This window comes from Brevundimonas abyssalis TAR-001 (genome assembly GCF_000466985.1).
GTDB lineage: Bacteria > Pseudomonadota > Alphaproteobacteria > Caulobacterales > Caulobacteraceae > Brevundimonas > Brevundimonas abyssalis.
The window spans coordinates 1-14,870 of the sequence record NZ_BATC01000067.1 but is presented as its reverse complement, the minus strand read 5'-3'; the positions used below and the strand labels follow the sequence as shown (position 1 = coordinate 14,870).

The window sequence follows — 14,870 nt, the reverse complement described above, 5'->3', positions numbered from 1 at the left end:
GCGCGAAGGACGGATGCTGGCGCATCCGTGCGCGCAGCCCTCTCCCGACGGGAGAGGGAACTCAGAAAGGCAGCAGGTTGCGCTGGCGGCTGTAGGCCATGGTGCCGACATTGGCGCCGAGGCGCAGGCCGACGCCGGTGCGGATGGGGGCCAGGACGATGCCGTCGGCCTGCTGGTAGTTCACGCCGAGGCCAGCGATCAGATAGGCCGTGCCTTCGACGCCGGGGTAGCGGCGGTACAGCATGTCGGGGTGGAACAGGCCGTAGACCAGGGTGAACACCCGGCTGGCGTTGCCGCCGAAGTCCCAGCCCACGGAAATGCCCTGCCAGAACACCTCCTGGGAGGCGCTGAGATCCTTCATGTGCAGGGCGCCGCGGCCGTAGCGGAGGCCGACGGCGGCCGCGCCCGAGCCTTCCTCGCCGGCGATGTAGCCGGTGGGGCGGTCGCCCTGGTCGGCGAACACCCGCTCGATGGCCGCGCCGATGGCTTCGGCGGCGATGCCCAGTTCGCGCGAACCGGCCGAAACGAGCTCGTCGAAGGTGTAGGCGGGGGCCGTGGCGTCTGAATGGATCGGATAGTTGGGATCGGCCGGCTGGCGGGTGGCGCAGGCGCCCACGGCGCCGGCGGCGAGACCGGAAAGGATCAGTTGGCGGCGTTGCATGGGCGGCTCCGTCAGCGGGGAATCAGGATCAGTCCCGAACTTCCCCGGTTTTACGGCGCATCTACGGCCACAGGGTTAACGGCGCGGTAAGGCGCCGCACCCGAGACGGCGTCAGCCCTTGGCGGCGGCGCCGGCCAGGATCACGTCCAGCTGACGCGACAGGCGCTCGGAAAGGGCCTTTTCGTCCCAGCCGTCATAGGCCGCGCCACGATAGTTGGTCAGCCAGGAATCCCACACCATGTCGCCCACCAGACGGGTGTCCACGTCCTGCTTGAGCTCGCCGGAGCGGACGCCGTCGCGCAGCACTTCGCCGATCACCGACAGCAGGCCCTTGGTGAAGCCGCGGGCGCGCTGTTCGGCCTGCTGGGGCTGGAACCACGACCGGGCGACGATGGCCTGCATCAGGGGCAGGTGGCCCATGGTGTGATGATAGCCGGCGTCCAGCGCCGTGGTCAGGCGCTCCTTGACCGGACCGGACGAGGCGGCGGAAGCGCGCACGACCTCGGTCAGGCGCTCCATGTTCTCGGCCAGAACGGCTTCGAACAGCTCAGCCTTGTCCTGGAAATTGGCGAAGACCGCGCCGGTGGACATGCCCGCGCCCTTGGCGATGTCGCGGATGGTCGCCGGGTCATAGCCGCGCTCCGAGAACAGATCCCGGGCGGCGTCCAGCACCTTCTGGCGCGTGCGCACCTTGGCGGCCTGGCGGCGATTGAGGCGGGGACCGTCGGCGGGTTGGTCGACGGGCTCGAAGGGTGCGTTCAGGGAAGACTCTCGCATACTCACTGTCACTCTACGCTTGGGCGCTGCGGCCCGAACCGGTAACCCCCCCCGGTCACGTTCGAACGAGGCTCCTCGATATTTGAGCTCTCGGAACTTTTATCGGTTATTTCGAATAAATTCAGTGACTTATTGTCACCAGGCTGATCGGAGCGCTGTTTTGACCACGCAAGGGTGACCAAAATGCGTTCCACAGGTTAATGAAAAGGTTTTGCCGGTGGACAACCCGTCTGGCGGTTCGCGCGCTGAACCCGCATAGTTAATGACAATTCGGGGGAGGGAGGCGGCCATGGCCCATCGGGCGACAGGCTATCTGAAGAAGGTGCTGAGCGATGACGAGGTCATCATGCGCATCACCCGGCGGCACTGGATCGTGCGCGTGTTCAGGACCATGTGGTGGGCCCTGACCTTCTGGGCCATGGTGGCGGGGGCGGTCTGGCTTTACCGAACCACCCACGCGGGTGACGACCGCTGGATGTGGGTGGCGGGCCTGGCCGTGATCCCGCTGTTCGGCTGGATCTGGGAGCATCTGGTCTGGCGCAATCAGATGAACGTCATGACCAGCCGCCGCATCATCCAGATGGAAGGGGTGCTGAACAAGAAGGTGTCCGACAGCCTCCTGGAGAAGCTGAACGACGTGAAGACCGAGCAGACCCTGATCGGCCGCATCATGGGCTTCGGCGACATTCTGATCCTGACCGCCAGCGAGCAGGGCGCCAATCACCTGAAGACCATCGCCGACCCGCTGGGCTTCAAGCGCGCCATGCTGGACGCCAAGGACGCCCTGGACGACGAGCACGCCGGGATCGACTGACGGCTACTCGGGCGCGCGCGCGCGCAGGGCGCGGGCGGGGCGGCGGCGCGCCTCGGGCATGGCGGCCTGGAAGGATTTCCGGAACGCATCGCGGCGCTCGTGCACCGAGGCCAGGACCAGGCCCATGGGCACGCCCAGATCCACCAGGGTGTTCTCGGCCAGTTGCAGGCTGGCCTCGATGGTCTCCGGCACCGCGTCGGTGACGCCCAGGGCATACAGGCGCTCCGCATGGCGATCGTCGCGGGCCCGGGCGATGATGATCAGATCCTCGCGCAGGGTGCGGATCACCCCCACCACCTCGTCCACCTTGCCCGGGGCGTCCATGGTGATGACCAGGGCCCGGATGCCGTCCACGCCGCACAGCTTCAGCATCTCCGGATTGGCGGCGTCGCCATAATAGACCGGCTCGCCCTTGCGGCGGGCGGCGGTCACGGCCCTGGAGTTGGAATCGATGGCGATGTAGCTCTGATCATGGGCCTTCAGCATCTCGGCCACCAGCTGTCCCACCCGGCCGAAACCGACGATCAGCACCGTGCTCTCGGGCGGGGTCAGCTCCGGCGCCTGCTCCACCTCATCCTCATTCTCCAGACGACGCGGGCGGCGCGTGATGCGCGCGCCGATGCCGGCCAGCAGCGGGATGGCGAACATGGTCAGGGTGGCGGACACCAGCACCGACTGGATGAAGGCGGGGGAGGCCACGCCCTCGGCCACCCCGGCGCTGAGAATGACGAAGGCGAACTCGCCGGCCGGTCCCAGCACGAGCGCGGTCTCCAGGGCCTGGCGCGACTTCAGTCCCGCAACGCGCGCCAGGGTGAAGATCACCGCCGCCTTGATGACCACCAGTCCCAGGGCCAGCGACAGGATGCGCAGCGGCTCGGCGAACACGGCGTCGAGATCCAGGCCGATGCCGACGCTGACGAAGAAAACGCCCAGCAGCAGGCCCTTGAAAGGCTCGATGGCCAGCTCGACCTCGCGCCGGTACTCGGTTTCGGCCAGCAAAAGCCCCGCGATCAGGCGCCCAGGCCCATGGACAGGCCCGCCGCCTGGGCCGCCACGCCGCCGCCGACCACGATCAGCAGGGCGGCGGCCAGGAACAGCTCGCGCCCCGGGGCCCGGGCCACGGAGCGGAACAGGGGGCGCAGCACCAGCCGGCCCAGAATGACGATCAGTCCGACCCCCAGGGCGGCGGGACCCAGGGTCAGAAGGGCCGTGCCGATGGCGGCGGGATGCAGCCCGCCCTCGGCCGTGGCGGACAGGGCCGCCAGCACCGTGACGGTGATCAGCAGCGGCGCCACCGCCAGATCCTGGGCCAGCAGGATCGAGAAGGTCGCCCGGCCCGCGCCCGCGCCCATGCGGTTCCGTTCGGCCAGGACCGGCAGCACGATGGCCGTGGACGACAGCGCCAGGGCCATGCCCGCCACCAGCGCCGTGTCCAGGGTCTGGCCGAGCAGCAGGAACAGGGCGGACAGGGCGGCGGTGCAGGCCAGAATCTGGGCCACGCCCAGACCGAACACCATGCGCCGCATGGTCTTCAGCCGCCCCCACGACAGCTCGAGCCCGATCATGAACAGCAGGAAGGCCACGCCCAGCTCGGCCAGCACGGCCATGTCCGCCCGGTCGGTGATGGTCAGCCACTCGACCCAGGGCGCCACGTCGGCGAACCGGCCCAGGCCGTCGGGGCCCAGCAGCACGCCCGCGGCCAGGAAGCCCAGCACGGGGCTGACCTTGAACCGGCTGAAGATGGGCACCAGCACCCCGGCGGCGGCCAGGAAAACCACCAGATCCTTGTATTCGCCCGCGTGTTCCGCCGCCATCCAGCCTCACCTTGTCAGAACGACCATCTAAAGGGCATCGCGCGCGTCGATGCGAGAGCGGCCGAGGGTTGGATGAACTTTTTTTTAGGTTCGGGGGGCGGTCCGGACCCCTATGGTGCGCCGACCTCGTCCCGGCTCAGGGACCCCTGTGGGAAACACCATGAAAAGACTGATGATCGGCGCCGCCGTCGCCGCCCTGCTGCTGCCCGCCGCCGCCATGGCCGATGACGGCCACGACCACGAGTGCATGAACCAGTCGTGCACGGTGGTGTCGCTGTTCCAGGCGCCGCAGCTGGGCGCCACGGGCTATGAGAGCATCGAGACGCCGCGCTACGGCACGTGGGGCTTCGACCTGGAAGGCCGCGACACCAGCGTGCGTCCCGGCGACGACTTCTTCCGCTACGCCAACGGGACCTATGTGGACAATCTGGAGATCCCGGCCGACCGCACCCGCTACGGCTCGTTCGACCTGCTGAGCCAGCTGTCCGAGAACCGCATGACGGCGCTGATCGCGGAGATTTCGGCCGCCGAGGATCTCGCCGCCGGCAGCGACGAAGCCAAGGTCCGCGACGCCTACAACAGCTTCATGGACGTGGCGGCCATCAACGCCCTGGACGCCCAGCCCATCCAGCCGATGCTGAGCGCCATCCGCGCCGTCGACAGCCATGACGCCATGGCCGCCTACATGGGGGCGACCCAGGGCGCGCCCGGCGGCTCGTTCTGGGGGACCTACATCAGCGACGACGCCCGCGACCCGGAAGCCTATGCGGTCTATCTGAGCCAGGGCGGCATCGGCCTGCCCAACCGCGACTATTATCTGGCCGAGAATTTCGCCGAGAAGCTGGCCGCCTATCAGGTCTATGTGGCCCGCATGCTGGAGATGGCCGGCTGGGAGAACGCCGAACAGGCCGCCGTCGATGTGGTGCAGATGGAGACCGCCATCGCCACCGCCCATTGGACCCGCATCCAGAGCCGTGACCGCGACCTGACCTACAACCCCATGTCCACGGCCGAGCTGAGCGCCTATGCGCCGGGCTTCGACTGGTCCGCCTATTTCGAGGCGGCGGGTCTGGGCGAGCAGGACCGCTTCGTGGTCAGCCAGAACACCGCCTTCCCGGAGATGGCGCGCGTCTTCGCCGAGGCGCCCATGGAGACCCTGCGCGCCTGGCAGGCCTTCCACACCGTGGACCAGGCCGCGCCCTATCTGTCCGAGCGTTTCAGCGACGCCCAGTGGGAGTTCCGCTCCCGCGAGCTGACCGGCGCCCAGGCCCAGCGGCCCCGCGACAAGCGCGGCGTCAGCTTCGCCCAGGGTCGTCTGGGTGAAGCCCTGGGTCGTCTGTACGTGGCCCGCTGGTTCCCGCCGGAGCACCGCGCCCAGATGGAGGAGCTGGTCCAGAACCTGAAGACCGCCATGGGCGAGCGCATCCGCAACCTGGACTGGATGAGCGAGGAGACCCGCGTCCGCGCCCTGGACAAGCTGGACAAGTTCGGCGTCAAGATCGGCTACCCCGACGAATGGCGTGACTATTCCGACCTGGACATCCAGGCGGGCGACCTGTTCGGCAACTACCTCCGCTCGGGGCAGTGGCGCTGGAACTATGACCTGAACCGCCTGGGCCGGCCGGTGGACGACGCCGAATGGTTCATGACGCCCCAGACGGTGAACGCCTACTATTCCTCGACCAAGAACGAGATCGTCTTCCCGGCCGCGATCCTGCAGCCGCCGTTCTTCGATCCCGACGGCGACCCGGCGGTCAACTACGGCGCCATCGGCGGCGTGATCGGCCACGAGATCGGCCACGGCTTCGACGATCAGGGTCGCAAGTCCGACGGCGACGGCCGTCTGGAGGACTGGTGGACGGAAGAGGACGCCGCCCGCTTCGTCGCCCAGACCAACATCCTGGGGTCCCAGTATGACTCCTATGAGCCGATCCCCGGCCACTTCATCCAGGGCGCCCTGGCCATGGGCGAGAACATCGGCGATCTGGCCGGCGTGACCCTGGGCCTGGAAGCCTACCGGGTGTCGCTGAACGGGCAGGAAGCGCCGGTTCTGGACGGCTACACCGGCGACCAGCGCGTGTTCCTGGGCTGGGCCCAGGTGTGGCGGGGTCTGTACCGCGACGACGCCCTGCGCCAGCAGCTGGCCCAGGGCCCGCACTCGCCCGCCGAGTTCCGCGTGATCGGGCCGGTGCGCAATGTGGACGCCTGGTACGACGCCTTCGACGTGCAGCCGGGCGACCGCTACTACGTGGCGCCGGAAGACCGGGTCCGCCTCTGGTAAGGCGCGTCAAAGCGAACTGAGGAAGGGCCGGAGCGGCGACGCTCCGGCCCTTTTTCGTGGGTGAGGTTGTTCTCCCGCTCATCCCGGCCTTCGCCGGGATGAGCGGAGGCGCGCGCTCAAGCAGCGAGGCTCCGCGAGCCGAGCGTTAGCGCACCAAAGATGAGTCCCAGACAGAAAAAACCCGCCGCGGGGGATACATCGCGGCGGGTCTTCTCGCTCTCTGTCGGAGCGGGCGCTTCCTCCCCGAAACGCCGGAGAACCATCAGCTCGCCCGAAGGCGCGCCGTGCTTCACACAAGTGCAACAAAACGCCAAAATTGCGGGCGCGTCAAGCCGCCGCAGCCTTGAAAAGCCGGGCAAAAGCAAGGTGATCGCTGATAACCCACGCAATGGTGAAGGTTATTTGCCGTGATCCAGAATCGCCCGCACCGTGGCCGTCAGATCGGCGCGATCCACCAGCGACTGGCCCGGCCGTTCGCTGCGCCAGGCGTCGTTATCGGCGACCTTGCGAGCCAGTTCGCGGCCCAGGTCCAGATCCTTGATGGTGACCTTGCCCGCCGCGATCTCGTCGCCGCCCATGATGACGGCGGCGGGGGCGCCGCGCCGGTCAGCGTACTTCATCTGGGCCTTCATGCCCGCCTTGCCCAGATAGACCTCGGCCGCGATCCCGGCGCCGCGCAGCTCTGACGCGGCGGCGAAATAGTGGGCCATGTCGTCTTCGGAGAAGGCGATGATGACCACCGGGCCGCGGGCGTCCCCGGCGGGGTCCTGGCCCGCCGCGCGCAGGGCCGAGACCAGGCGCGACACGCCGAAGGAGAAGCCCGTGGCCGGCGTGCGCTCGCCGGTGAAGCGGGCCACCAGATCGTCATAGCGTCCGCCGCCGCCGATGGAGCCGAAGCGCACCGGACGGCCCTTGTCGTCGGTGGTGTCCAGCAGCAGCTCGGCCTCGAACACGGCGCCGGTGTAGTACTCCAGCCCGCGCACCACCGAGGGATCGATGCCGGCGGCTTCGTCGGCCACGCCCATGGCCTTCAGCGCGGCGCTGATGCGGCCCAGTTCGTTCAGGCCCTCGGCCCCCGCTTCGGTGCCGCCGACCACGGCGTCCAGGGCGTTCAGCACGCTGTCGCGAGACCCGGCCTGAACCGCCAGGAAGGCCAGCACGGCGTCGACGCCTTTCGTATTCAGCCCGGCGCCCCTGGTGAAGTCGCCGGAGTCGTCCAGACGGCCTTCGCCCAGCAGCAGCTTCACCCCGTCGGGGCCCAGCCGGTCCAGCTTGTCCACCGCGCGCAGCACCGCCAGGGTCTGGCCCTGTTCGGTCACGCCAGCAGCCTGAAGCACGCCGTTGACCAGCTTGCGGCTGGCGATCTTGATCACGGCCTGACCGGGCGCGAGGCCCGCGGCCTGCAGACCCTCGACGGCCATGGCGATGATCTCGGCGTCCGCCTCGGGCCGGTCCGAGCCCACGGTGTCGGCGTCGCACTGGACGAACTCGCGGAAACGGCCGGGGCCGGGCTTCTCGTTGCGCCAGACGGGCCCGAAGGCGTAGCGGCGGAACGGCTTGGGCAGGGTCTCCCAGGTCTGGGCCGCGAACCGGGCCAGGGGCGCGGTCAGGTCATAGCGCAGGGCCATCCACTGATCGTCATCGTCCTGCAGGGCGAACACGCCTTCGTTGGGGCGGTCGGCGTCCGGGAGGAATTTGCCGAGGGCGTCGGCGTATTCGAAGGCCGAGGTCTCCAGCGGCTCGAAGCCCCAACGCTCGTAGACCTCGGACACCGCCTGGACGATGCGGCGCTCGGCCACCAGGTCGTGACCGCGCCGGTCCTGGAATCCGCGCGGCGCGCGCGCTTCGGGACGGACGGGTTCGGTGGTGGTGTCGGCGGGGGATGTCATGGCGCGCGATTACGCCATCACGTCCCCCGCGACAATGGTCAGGCTCCCCGCGCGCTCAAGCAGCGAGCCGCCGCGCGGCGAGCGTTAGCGCACAAACATGCGCTCAAGCAGCGAGCCGCCGCGCGGCGAGCGATAGCGCGCCTTAAGCCCGCTTGAGCGCCACGCCTTTTCCGTAGGTCAGGCGGCGCCACACCCATTCCAGCGGCCCCATGGTGAACCGCGACAGCCACAGGGGCGACCAGATCAGCTGCACCACCCAGATGCCGATGATGAACATCCACATCTCGGGCCAGCCCACCTGGCCGAAATAGCCCAGGCCGCGCCCGCCGTAGAATATGGTGGTCATGATCAGGGTCTGGGTCAGGTAGTTGGTGAAGGCCATCTGCCCGGCCCTGGCCAGCGGCGTCAGGATCAGCTTCAGCCCGAACCGCGCCAGCAGGATCAGGGCGCTGGCGTAGGCCAGCGACACCAGCGGCGACAGGAAGGTGTTGGCCGGGCGCATCAGGGTCTCCACCATGGGGAAACCGGCGGCGATCACGGCCGAGCTTTCTCCGTGGATCAGCCACACGGATCCGGCCCCCAGGGCGATGAACAGCCCATACACCCACGCGGGTGCGCGGCCGGCCAGGAAGCCGCTCTTGTAGAGTCCCATGCCGATCATCATCAGGGCCGCGGTCGCCGGAATGAAACCGATGGCCATGAACGGAACCACCGACACCCAACTGCCCATCAGGGTCAGCGTCGTTTCGAGGGCCGTGCCCTGATATTCGGCGATCATTTCCGCGATCCGCTGGGGCGAGGCGTCCCAGTTCATGTCCGCCAGAGCCTCGGGCGGCGCCATGCGCATCAGGGCGATGGCGCCCACATAAAGCGCCGACAGGGTCACGTTCAGCGCGACCCCCACGATCAGCAGCCGCTTCGCACTCCAGGACCGCACCAGCAGGACCACGAGCCCGGTCAGGGCGTAGAGCAGCAGGATGTCGCCGAACCAGAAGAACAGGCCGTGAGCCAGGCCGAACAGCCCAAGCCAGAACAGGCGCTTCCTGAGCAGCTTGCCGCGCGTCAGGTCGCTGCGTTCGCCGCCGATGAGGAACAGCGACGCCCCGAACAGCATGGAGAACAGGGTGCGCATCTTGTCCTGGAAGAACACATGCATGGTCTGCCAGGCCGCCGCCGCCTCGCCTTCCAGTCCGCCGGGCTGCAGCGACGGATTCATCATGACCGGTTCAGGCATGGCGAAGGTGATGGCGTTGACCGCCAGAATGCCCAGCACGGCGAAGCCGCGCACCACGTCCAGGCTGAACAGCCGGTCGGATGTGCGCACGGGCGCGGGCTCGGCGACGGGATCGCGCTCTGATGTGTTGACGGCTGTTTCGGTCATGTCGCCCCTCCCAGACATTCGCGCGGGAGGGTCGCCTCGATCCGCCCGATCGGCAAGCCGGGATTCATGAAAGGACTGTAATGATTCCGCGGCGGCGGGGCCTAGACGCCTTCGGTTTCGCCCAGCAGGCCGGCGCGCGGGCGCACCGGCGGGGGCTTGGGCGTGAAGGCGATCAGGCCACGCACAGCCCCGCCCACAGGGCGTAGCTGAGGCCGATCAGCATGGCCAGCGGCAGTCCCGCCACGCCATAGATCAGCAGGGTGGTCTCGGCCGCGCCCAGGCTTTGCGCCAGGCGCCCGCCTCCACCCAGCGAAGACCCATCATCACCAGGGCCGTCAGAATCTGCAGCACCGCCGCCAGCAAGCCTCCGTAGAGCAGGAAACGCCAGATCACCCCCAGACGGGTGGACGGGGAACCCGACCGTTCACGCTCGCGCGCCAGCATGTACATGCCCAGCGGCACCGCGATGACGCCTGCGATCAGAACCTGCAGCCGCCAGTCCATGTCGAAGCCGAAGCTGATCTGCGACGGCGGCATCAGCGGCAGGGTCAGGATCAGCGGCGGCCAGGCCACCGCCGCCAGACCCCCCAGCAGGGCCCACAGGCCCGGCGAGCCGCGCCACTTGATCGGCGCCTGACCGGGCAGATCGCCCACGTCGCGGATGTCCTTCAGATCGCGTTTCATCGGGTCGGAACCGGGGTTGCGCCGGAATAGTCATAGAAGCCCCGGCCGGTCTTCTTGCCCAGCCAGCCGGCCTCGACATATTTCACCAGCAGCGGGCAGGGGCGGTATTTGCTGTCGCCGAGGCCCTCGTACAGCACGTTCATGATGGCCAGCACCACATCCAGGCCCATGAAGTCGGCCAGCTCCAGCGGCCCCATGGGATGGTTGGCGCCCAGCTTCAGGGCCGTGTCGATGGCGGTGACGTTCCCCACGCCTTCGTACAGGGTGTAGACCGCCTCGTTCATCATCGGCGCCAGGATGCGGTTGACGATGAAGGCGGGGAAGTCCTCGGACTCGGTGGTGGTCTTGCCCAGGGCCTCGGCGAAGGCCACGGCGATGTCATAGGTCTCGCCCGAGGTGGCGATGCCGCGGATCAGCTCCACCAGCTTCATGGCGGGGGCCGGCTTCATGAAGTGCAGGCCGATGAACCGCTCGGGCCGGTCGGTGACCGAGGCCAGCCGCGTGATGGAGATGGACGAGGTGTTGGAGGCCAGCAGGGTATGGGCGCCCAGGTGCGGGGTCAGGTCGCGGAAGACCGACTTCTTGATGGCCTCGTCCTCGGTCGCGGCCTCGATCACCAGATCGGCGGTTCCGGCTTCGGCCAGGGTCTCGATGGGGAGGATGCGGGCCAGGCCCGCGTCGGCGTCGGCCGCCGTCACGGTCCCACGCGAGACCTGGCGGGCCATGCTGGCGCCGATGGCGCCGATGGCGGCGGGCAGCTTGTCCGCGCCCACGTCGTAAAGCCTGACGTCATAGCCGCCGAGAGCCACCACATGGGCGATGCCCATGCCCATCTGGCCTGCGCCGATGACGGCCACCGTCCTGATTTCAACCATGCGGTCGAACGCCTCTTGAACCGATCGCGCGGAAACGCGCGGACGGCTGTCTTACGCCAAGCGGGGGCGGGCCGGGAAGGCCCTTTCCCCCGTCAGGGTGTTCGAAGGTTCAGCCCAACGCCTTCATCAGCTCGGGGATCACCGTCTTGTAATCGCCGACGATGCCATAGTCCGCCACCTGGAAGATGGGGGCGTCGGCGTCCTTGTTGATGGCCACGATGATCTTGGAGTCCTTCATGCCGGCCAGGTGCTGGATGGCGCCCGAGATGCCGATGGCGATGTAGAGCTCCGGCGCCACGACCTTGCCGGTCTGGCCCACCTGATAGTCGTTGGGGGCGTAGCCGCGTCCACGGCGGCGCGGCTGGCGCCGACGGCGGCGCCCAGCTTGTCGGCCAGCGGGTCCATCACGGCGTGGAACTCGTCCGCCGAGCCCAGGGCCCGGCCGCCGGAGACCACGATCCTGGCCGCGCCCAGCTCGGGACGGTCGGACTTGACCATTTCCTCGCCGACGAAGTCGGTCTTGGCCGCGTCGGCGCCCTTGATGGTCTCGACCTTGGCCGAGCCGCCTTCTTCCGCCGCCGTGAAGGCGGTGGGGCGCACGGTGATGACCTTGGTCTTGTCCGAGCTCTGGATCGTCTCCAGCGCGTTGCCCGCATAGATGGGCCGCGTGAAGGTGTCGCCGGAGACCACCTCGATGATGTCGGAGATGGGGGCCACGTCCAGTTTGGCGGCGATGCGCGGGGCGAAATTCTTGCCGTCCGACGAGGCGGGCGACAGGATGGCGTCATAGTCCCCGGCCATGGGGACCACCACGGCCTCGACGGCCTCGGCGATGGTCTTGCCCAGTTCGGCGGACTCGGCCAGCAGCACCTTGCGCACGCCCGAGATCTTCGCAGCGGCGTCGGCGGCGGCCTGGGCGCCCTGGCCCACCACCAGGATGTCGATGTCGCCCGCGTTCAACTGCGCGGCGGCGGCGACGGTCTTGTGGGTGGTGTCGCGCACGTGGGCGTTGTCGTGATCGGCGATGACGAGAACGGCCATTACAGGACTCCTTCGGACTTGAGCTTGGCCACCAGTTCGGCGGCGTCGGCCACCTTGATGCCGGCCGAGCGCTTGGGCGGCTCGGTGACCTTCAGCACCTTGAGGCGCGGCGCCGTGTCGACGCCGTAGTCGGCGACCGCCTTCATGGCGATCTCCTTCTTCTTGGCCTTCATGATGTTGGGCAGGGAGGCGTAGCGCGGGGTGTTCAGGCGCAGGTCGGTGGTCACCACCGCCGGCAGGGTCGAGGCCAGGGTCTGCAGCCCGCCGTCGATCTCACGGGTCACCACGGCCTTGCCGTCCTTGATCTCCAGCTTGGAGGCGAAGGTGCCCTGGGGCCAGTCCAGCAGGGCGGCCAGCATCTGGCCGACGGCGTTGTTGTCGCCGTCGATGGCCTGCTTGCCCATCAGGACCAGGTCGGGCTTCTCTTCCTCGACCACCGCTTTCAGCAGCTTGGCCACGGCCAGTGGCTCCAGATCGGTGTCGGACTGGATCAGGATGCCCCGGTCGGCGCCCATGGCCAGGGCGGTGCGGATGGTCTCCTGCGCCTGGCTCGGACCGATGGAGACGACCACGATCTCGTCGGCGGTGCCGGCGGCGTGGTGCTCCTTGCCTTCCTTGAGGCGCACGGCCTCTTCGACGGCGATCTCGTCGAAGGGGTTCATGCTCATCTTCACATTGGCCAGGTCGACGCCCGACTGGTCCGCCTTGACGCGCGCCTTGACGTTGTAGTCGATCACCCGTTTGACGGGGACAAGAACCTTCATGCCGAACCCTTTTTGAAACTTTGGTCTGGAAAGCCGCCCGGCCGCGGCCTTATTGGTGCGGCAGCACATGGAACGGCCGTCACGGCCTGTCAACGTAACGCCAAGTCAACTTCCCGGGGATTCTCGCGCGTGTATCTGAGCTTCAAGCGGTTGGGCTTCCTGTTTCTGATCATTTTCGCCGTGCTCCTGATCGGCGTGGTGCTCTTCCGCGTCTTCTGGACGGCCCCCGGAGAACGATGCGAGGCCCGGGGCGGCTGGTACGATCTCGAGACCCGCACCTGCGCCCAGCGCATCTATGTTCCCGACATCACCGGTCGTCAGCCGGGGGAGAGCCGCGAGGAGGCCTCCCGCCGCAACGCCAGTGAACTGGTCCAGATCGAGCGCCGGATCGCCGCGCGCGAGGCGGCCCGCCGCGACGCCGTCGAGCAGGAGCGCGCGCGCATCCGCGAGGCCCAGCGCGACGACTGAAACCGTTCCGGCAGGCTGATGGAGACGCTTCCGTCCCGCCCCGGCCCGTGGAACAGTCCGGCCTTCTGACCGGGCTGGACGTCCATGACCGCTGACCCTTCCCTCATCGCCCGGCTGAACGGGGTGGTCGTCCATCACGCCGACCGTGGCCCTATCGGCCCGGTGGACCTGGCCGTGACGCGCGGCGAGATCGTCGCCGTGGTCGGGGCCTCGGGCTGCGGCAAGTCGACCCTGCTGCGGCTGCTGGCCGGGCTGGAGACGCCGGACGCGGGCCGGGTGGAGCGGCGGGTGGACAAGGGCCGCACCGGTCTGGTGTTCCAGAACGCCACCCTGATGCCCTGGGCCGCCGCCGTGGAGAACGTGGCCCTGCCCCTGCGCCTTGCCGGGCAATCGAAGGATCAGGCCCATGTGCGGGCGCGGACCGCCCTGGCGCAGGTGGGGCTGGGCGAGCGGGCGGGGGCGCGGCCCCATCAGCTGTCCGGCGGCATGGCCATGCGCGCGTCCCTGGCCCGGGCGCTGGTGACCGACCCCGACCTGCTGCTGCTGGATGAGCCCTTCGCGGCGCTGGATTCGGCCACCCGCCGGGCCCTGATCGAGGACATTCACGCCCTGTGGGCGCGGCGCCGGCCCGCCGTGGTCTTCGTCACCCATGACGTGGAGGAGGCCGCCTACATGGCCGGACGGGTGCTGGTGATGCGGGCCGTCGACGGCCGGATCGCCGCCGAGATCAGCACGCCCGGCGCCCTGCCGCGTCCGGCGGGCCATCGCCTGGACCCGGCCCACGCCCGCGCCGTCGAACAGATCGCCTCGGCGCTGGACGCGGCCATGGAGCCGGCGGCGTGAGGCGGGCGGGCGACATGTTGGCGCCCCTGATCCTGCTGGCGTTGCTGCTGGCGGGGTGGGAGATCGCCTGCCGGGCGCTGGCCGTGCCCGCCTATTTCCTGCCGCCGCCCAGCGCGGTGCTCATGGCGCTGGTGGAGACCGGACCGCGTCTGGCCGCCTCGGCCTGGGCCACCTTCTGGATGGCGCTGCAGGCGCTGATGGTGGCGGGGCTGGCCGCCACGGCCCTCGCCCTGACGGTGTCCCTGAACCCCACGGCGGAGCGGGCGGTGCGGCCGCTGGCGGTGACGCTTCAGGTGACGCCGGTGGTGGCCATCGCGCCGCTGGTACTGATCTGGGCCGGGCTGGACAACGCCGACCGGGCGGTGGTGGCGCTGGCGGCCACGGTGGCCTTCTTCCCTCTGTTTTCGGGCGTGCTGACGGGGCTGAAATCGGCGGACCCGGATCTGGAGCGGCTGTTCGACCTCTATGGCGCATCGCCGTGGCAAAGGCTGTGGCGGCTGCGCGTGCCCGCCGCCGCGCCCTTCGCCCTGGAGGGGCTGCGGGTGGCGGCGGGCCTGGCGGTGATCGGGGCGGTGGTG

Annotated in this window: 13 protein-coding genes and 2 pseudogenes; 5 read left to right on the top strand and 10 right to left on the bottom strand. The window is 68.9% G+C overall.

Going from position 1 to position 14,870, the window contains the following annotated elements:
- Positions 1–61: 61 nt before the first annotated feature.
- Together MBEBAB_RS12925 and MBEBAB_RS12920 are read right to left on the bottom strand one after the other, a co-directional pair.
- Entirely contained in the window at positions 62–661 is a 600-nt protein-coding gene (locus MBEBAB_RS12925) for an EipA family protein (protein WP_021698435.1), read from the bottom strand.
- A gap of 111 nt (positions 662–772) precedes the next feature.
- Positions 773–1,438, bottom strand: a complete 666-nt coding sequence (locus MBEBAB_RS12920) for a TetR/AcrR family transcriptional regulator (protein WP_021698434.1) — start codon at positions 1,436–1,438, stop codon at positions 773–775.
- Positions 1,439–1,727: 289 nt separating this feature from the next.
- On the opposite strand from MBEBAB_RS12920, the gene MBEBAB_RS15290 reads away from it, so the two are divergent.
- Complete coding sequence (locus tag MBEBAB_RS15290) at positions 1,728–2,252, top strand: PH domain-containing protein (protein ID WP_021698433.1); 525 nt, start codon at positions 1,728–1,730, stop codon at positions 2,250–2,252.
- 3 nt (positions 2,253–2,255) lie between these two features.
- Here MBEBAB_RS15290 and MBEBAB_RS17770 read toward each other — a convergent pair whose 3' ends face one another.
- Together MBEBAB_RS17770 and MBEBAB_RS17765 are read right to left on the bottom strand one after the other, a co-directional pair.
- The gene (locus tag MBEBAB_RS17770; RefSeq protein WP_242397173.1) at positions 2,256–2,738 is read right to left on the bottom strand and encodes an NAD-binding protein; all 483 of its coding nucleotides are present in this window, start codon (positions 2,736–2,738) and stop codon (positions 2,256–2,258) included.
- A 207-nt stretch (positions 2,739–2,945) separates the two neighbouring features.
- Positions 2,946–4,066: pseudogene (locus MBEBAB_RS17765) on the bottom strand (cation:proton antiporter domain-containing protein); the annotation flags it as partial.
- 160 nt (positions 4,067–4,226) lie between these two features.
- Here MBEBAB_RS17765 and MBEBAB_RS12905 point away from each other — a divergent pair.
- Positions 4,227–6,347, top strand: a complete 2,121-nt coding sequence (locus MBEBAB_RS12905; RefSeq protein ID WP_021698431.1) for a M13 family metallopeptidase — start codon at positions 4,227–4,229, stop codon at positions 6,345–6,347.
- 398 nt (positions 6,348–6,745) lie between these two features.
- Here MBEBAB_RS12905 and hisS read toward each other — a convergent pair whose 3' ends face one another.
- The 6 genes and pseudogenes from hisS to MBEBAB_RS12875 form a co-directional block, all read right to left on the bottom strand.
- Positions 6,746–8,236 (bottom strand): histidine--tRNA ligase, encoded by a 1,491-nt coding sequence (hisS, locus tag MBEBAB_RS12900; RefSeq protein WP_021698430.1) that lies wholly within the window; start codon positions 8,234–8,236, stop codon positions 6,746–6,748.
- Between the two features lie 142 nt (positions 8,237–8,378).
- Entirely contained in the window at positions 8,379–9,617 is a 1,239-nt protein-coding gene (locus MBEBAB_RS12895; protein ID WP_021698429.1) for a DUF418 domain-containing protein, read from the bottom strand.
- Positions 9,618–9,869: 252 nt separating this feature from the next.
- Positions 9,870–10,301, bottom strand: coding sequence for a hypothetical protein (locus tag MBEBAB_RS12890; RefSeq protein WP_242397172.1), 432 nt, complete (start codon positions 10,299–10,301; stop codon positions 9,870–9,872).
- Positions 10,298–11,176: a 3-hydroxybutyryl-CoA dehydrogenase gene (locus tag MBEBAB_RS12885; RefSeq protein WP_021698427.1), complete on the bottom strand. Its 879-nt coding sequence runs from the start codon at positions 11,174–11,176 to the stop codon at positions 10,298–10,300. The genes MBEBAB_RS12890 and MBEBAB_RS12885 overlap by 4 nt, the downstream gene beginning before the upstream one ends.
- 109 nt (positions 11,177–11,285) lie before the next feature.
- Positions 11,286–12,217: pseudogene (locus tag MBEBAB_RS12880) on the bottom strand (electron transfer flavoprotein subunit alpha/FixB family protein).
- A complete protein-coding gene (locus tag MBEBAB_RS12875; RefSeq protein ID WP_045319362.1) occupies positions 12,217–12,981 on the bottom strand; it encodes an electron transfer flavoprotein subunit beta/FixA family protein in 765 nt (254 codons plus the stop codon). Before MBEBAB_RS12875 ends, MBEBAB_RS12880 begins: the two are co-directional and overlap by 1 nt.
- 129 nt (positions 12,982–13,110) lie before the next feature.
- Here MBEBAB_RS12875 and MBEBAB_RS12870 point away from each other — a divergent pair, with 129 nt between their 5' ends.
- The 3 genes from MBEBAB_RS12870 to MBEBAB_RS12860 all read left to right on the top strand — a co-directional run.
- Entirely contained in the window at positions 13,111–13,449 is a 339-nt protein-coding gene (locus MBEBAB_RS12870) for a hypothetical protein (RefSeq protein ID WP_021698424.1), read from the top strand.
- 84 nt (positions 13,450–13,533) lie between these two features.
- Positions 13,534–14,292 carry an ABC transporter ATP-binding protein gene (locus tag MBEBAB_RS12865; RefSeq protein ID WP_021698423.1) on the top strand — a complete coding sequence of 253 codons (759 nt, stop codon included), beginning with the start codon at positions 13,534–13,536 and terminating at the stop codon, positions 14,290–14,292.
- Between the two features lie 14 nt (positions 14,293–14,306).
- A partial coding sequence (locus tag MBEBAB_RS12860; RefSeq protein ID WP_045319364.1) for an ABC transporter permease occupies positions 14,307–14,870 on the top strand: 564 nt, incomplete at its 3' end.

Excerpts from the sequence above, each read along its gene's own strand:
- MBEBAB_RS12925 (WP_021698435.1), bottom strand. The coding sequence starts at position 661 with ATGCAACGCCGCCAACTGATCCTTTCCGGTCTCGCCGCCGGCGCCGTG.
- hisS (WP_021698430.1), bottom strand. The coding sequence starts at position 8,236 with ATGACATCCCCCGCCGACACCACCACCGAACCCGTCCGTCCCGAAGCG.
- MBEBAB_RS15290 (WP_021698433.1), top strand. The coding sequence starts at position 1,728 with ATGGCCCATCGGGCGACAGGCTATCTGAAGAAGGTGCTGAGCGATGAC.
- MBEBAB_RS12905 (WP_021698431.1), top strand. The coding sequence starts at position 4,227 with ATGAAAAGACTGATGATCGGCGCCGCCGTCGCCGCCCTGCTGCTGCCC.
- MBEBAB_RS12885 (WP_021698427.1), bottom strand. The coding sequence starts at position 11,176 with ATGGTTGAAATCAGGACGGTGGCCGTCATCGGCGCAGGCCAGATGGGC.
- MBEBAB_RS12895 (WP_021698429.1), bottom strand. The coding sequence starts at position 9,617 with ATGACCGAAACAGCCGTCAACACATCAGAGCGCGATCCCGTCGCCGAG.
- MBEBAB_RS12875 (WP_045319362.1), bottom strand. The coding sequence starts at position 12,981 with ATGAAGGTTCTTGTCCCCGTCAAACGGGTGATCGACTACAACGTCAAG.
- MBEBAB_RS12865 (WP_021698423.1), top strand. The coding sequence starts at position 13,534 with ATGACCGCTGACCCTTCCCTCATCGCCCGGCTGAACGGGGTGGTCGTC.
- MBEBAB_RS12890 (WP_242397172.1), bottom strand. The coding sequence starts at position 10,301 with ATGAAACGCGATCTGAAGGACATCCGCGACGTGGGCGATCTGCCCGGT.
- MBEBAB_RS17770 (WP_242397173.1), bottom strand. The coding sequence starts at position 2,738 with ATGCTGAAGGCCCATGATCAGAGCTACATCGCCATCGATTCCAACTCC.
- MBEBAB_RS12920 (WP_021698434.1), bottom strand. The coding sequence starts at position 1,438 with ATGCGAGAGTCTTCCCTGAACGCACCCTTCGAGCCCGTCGACCAACCC.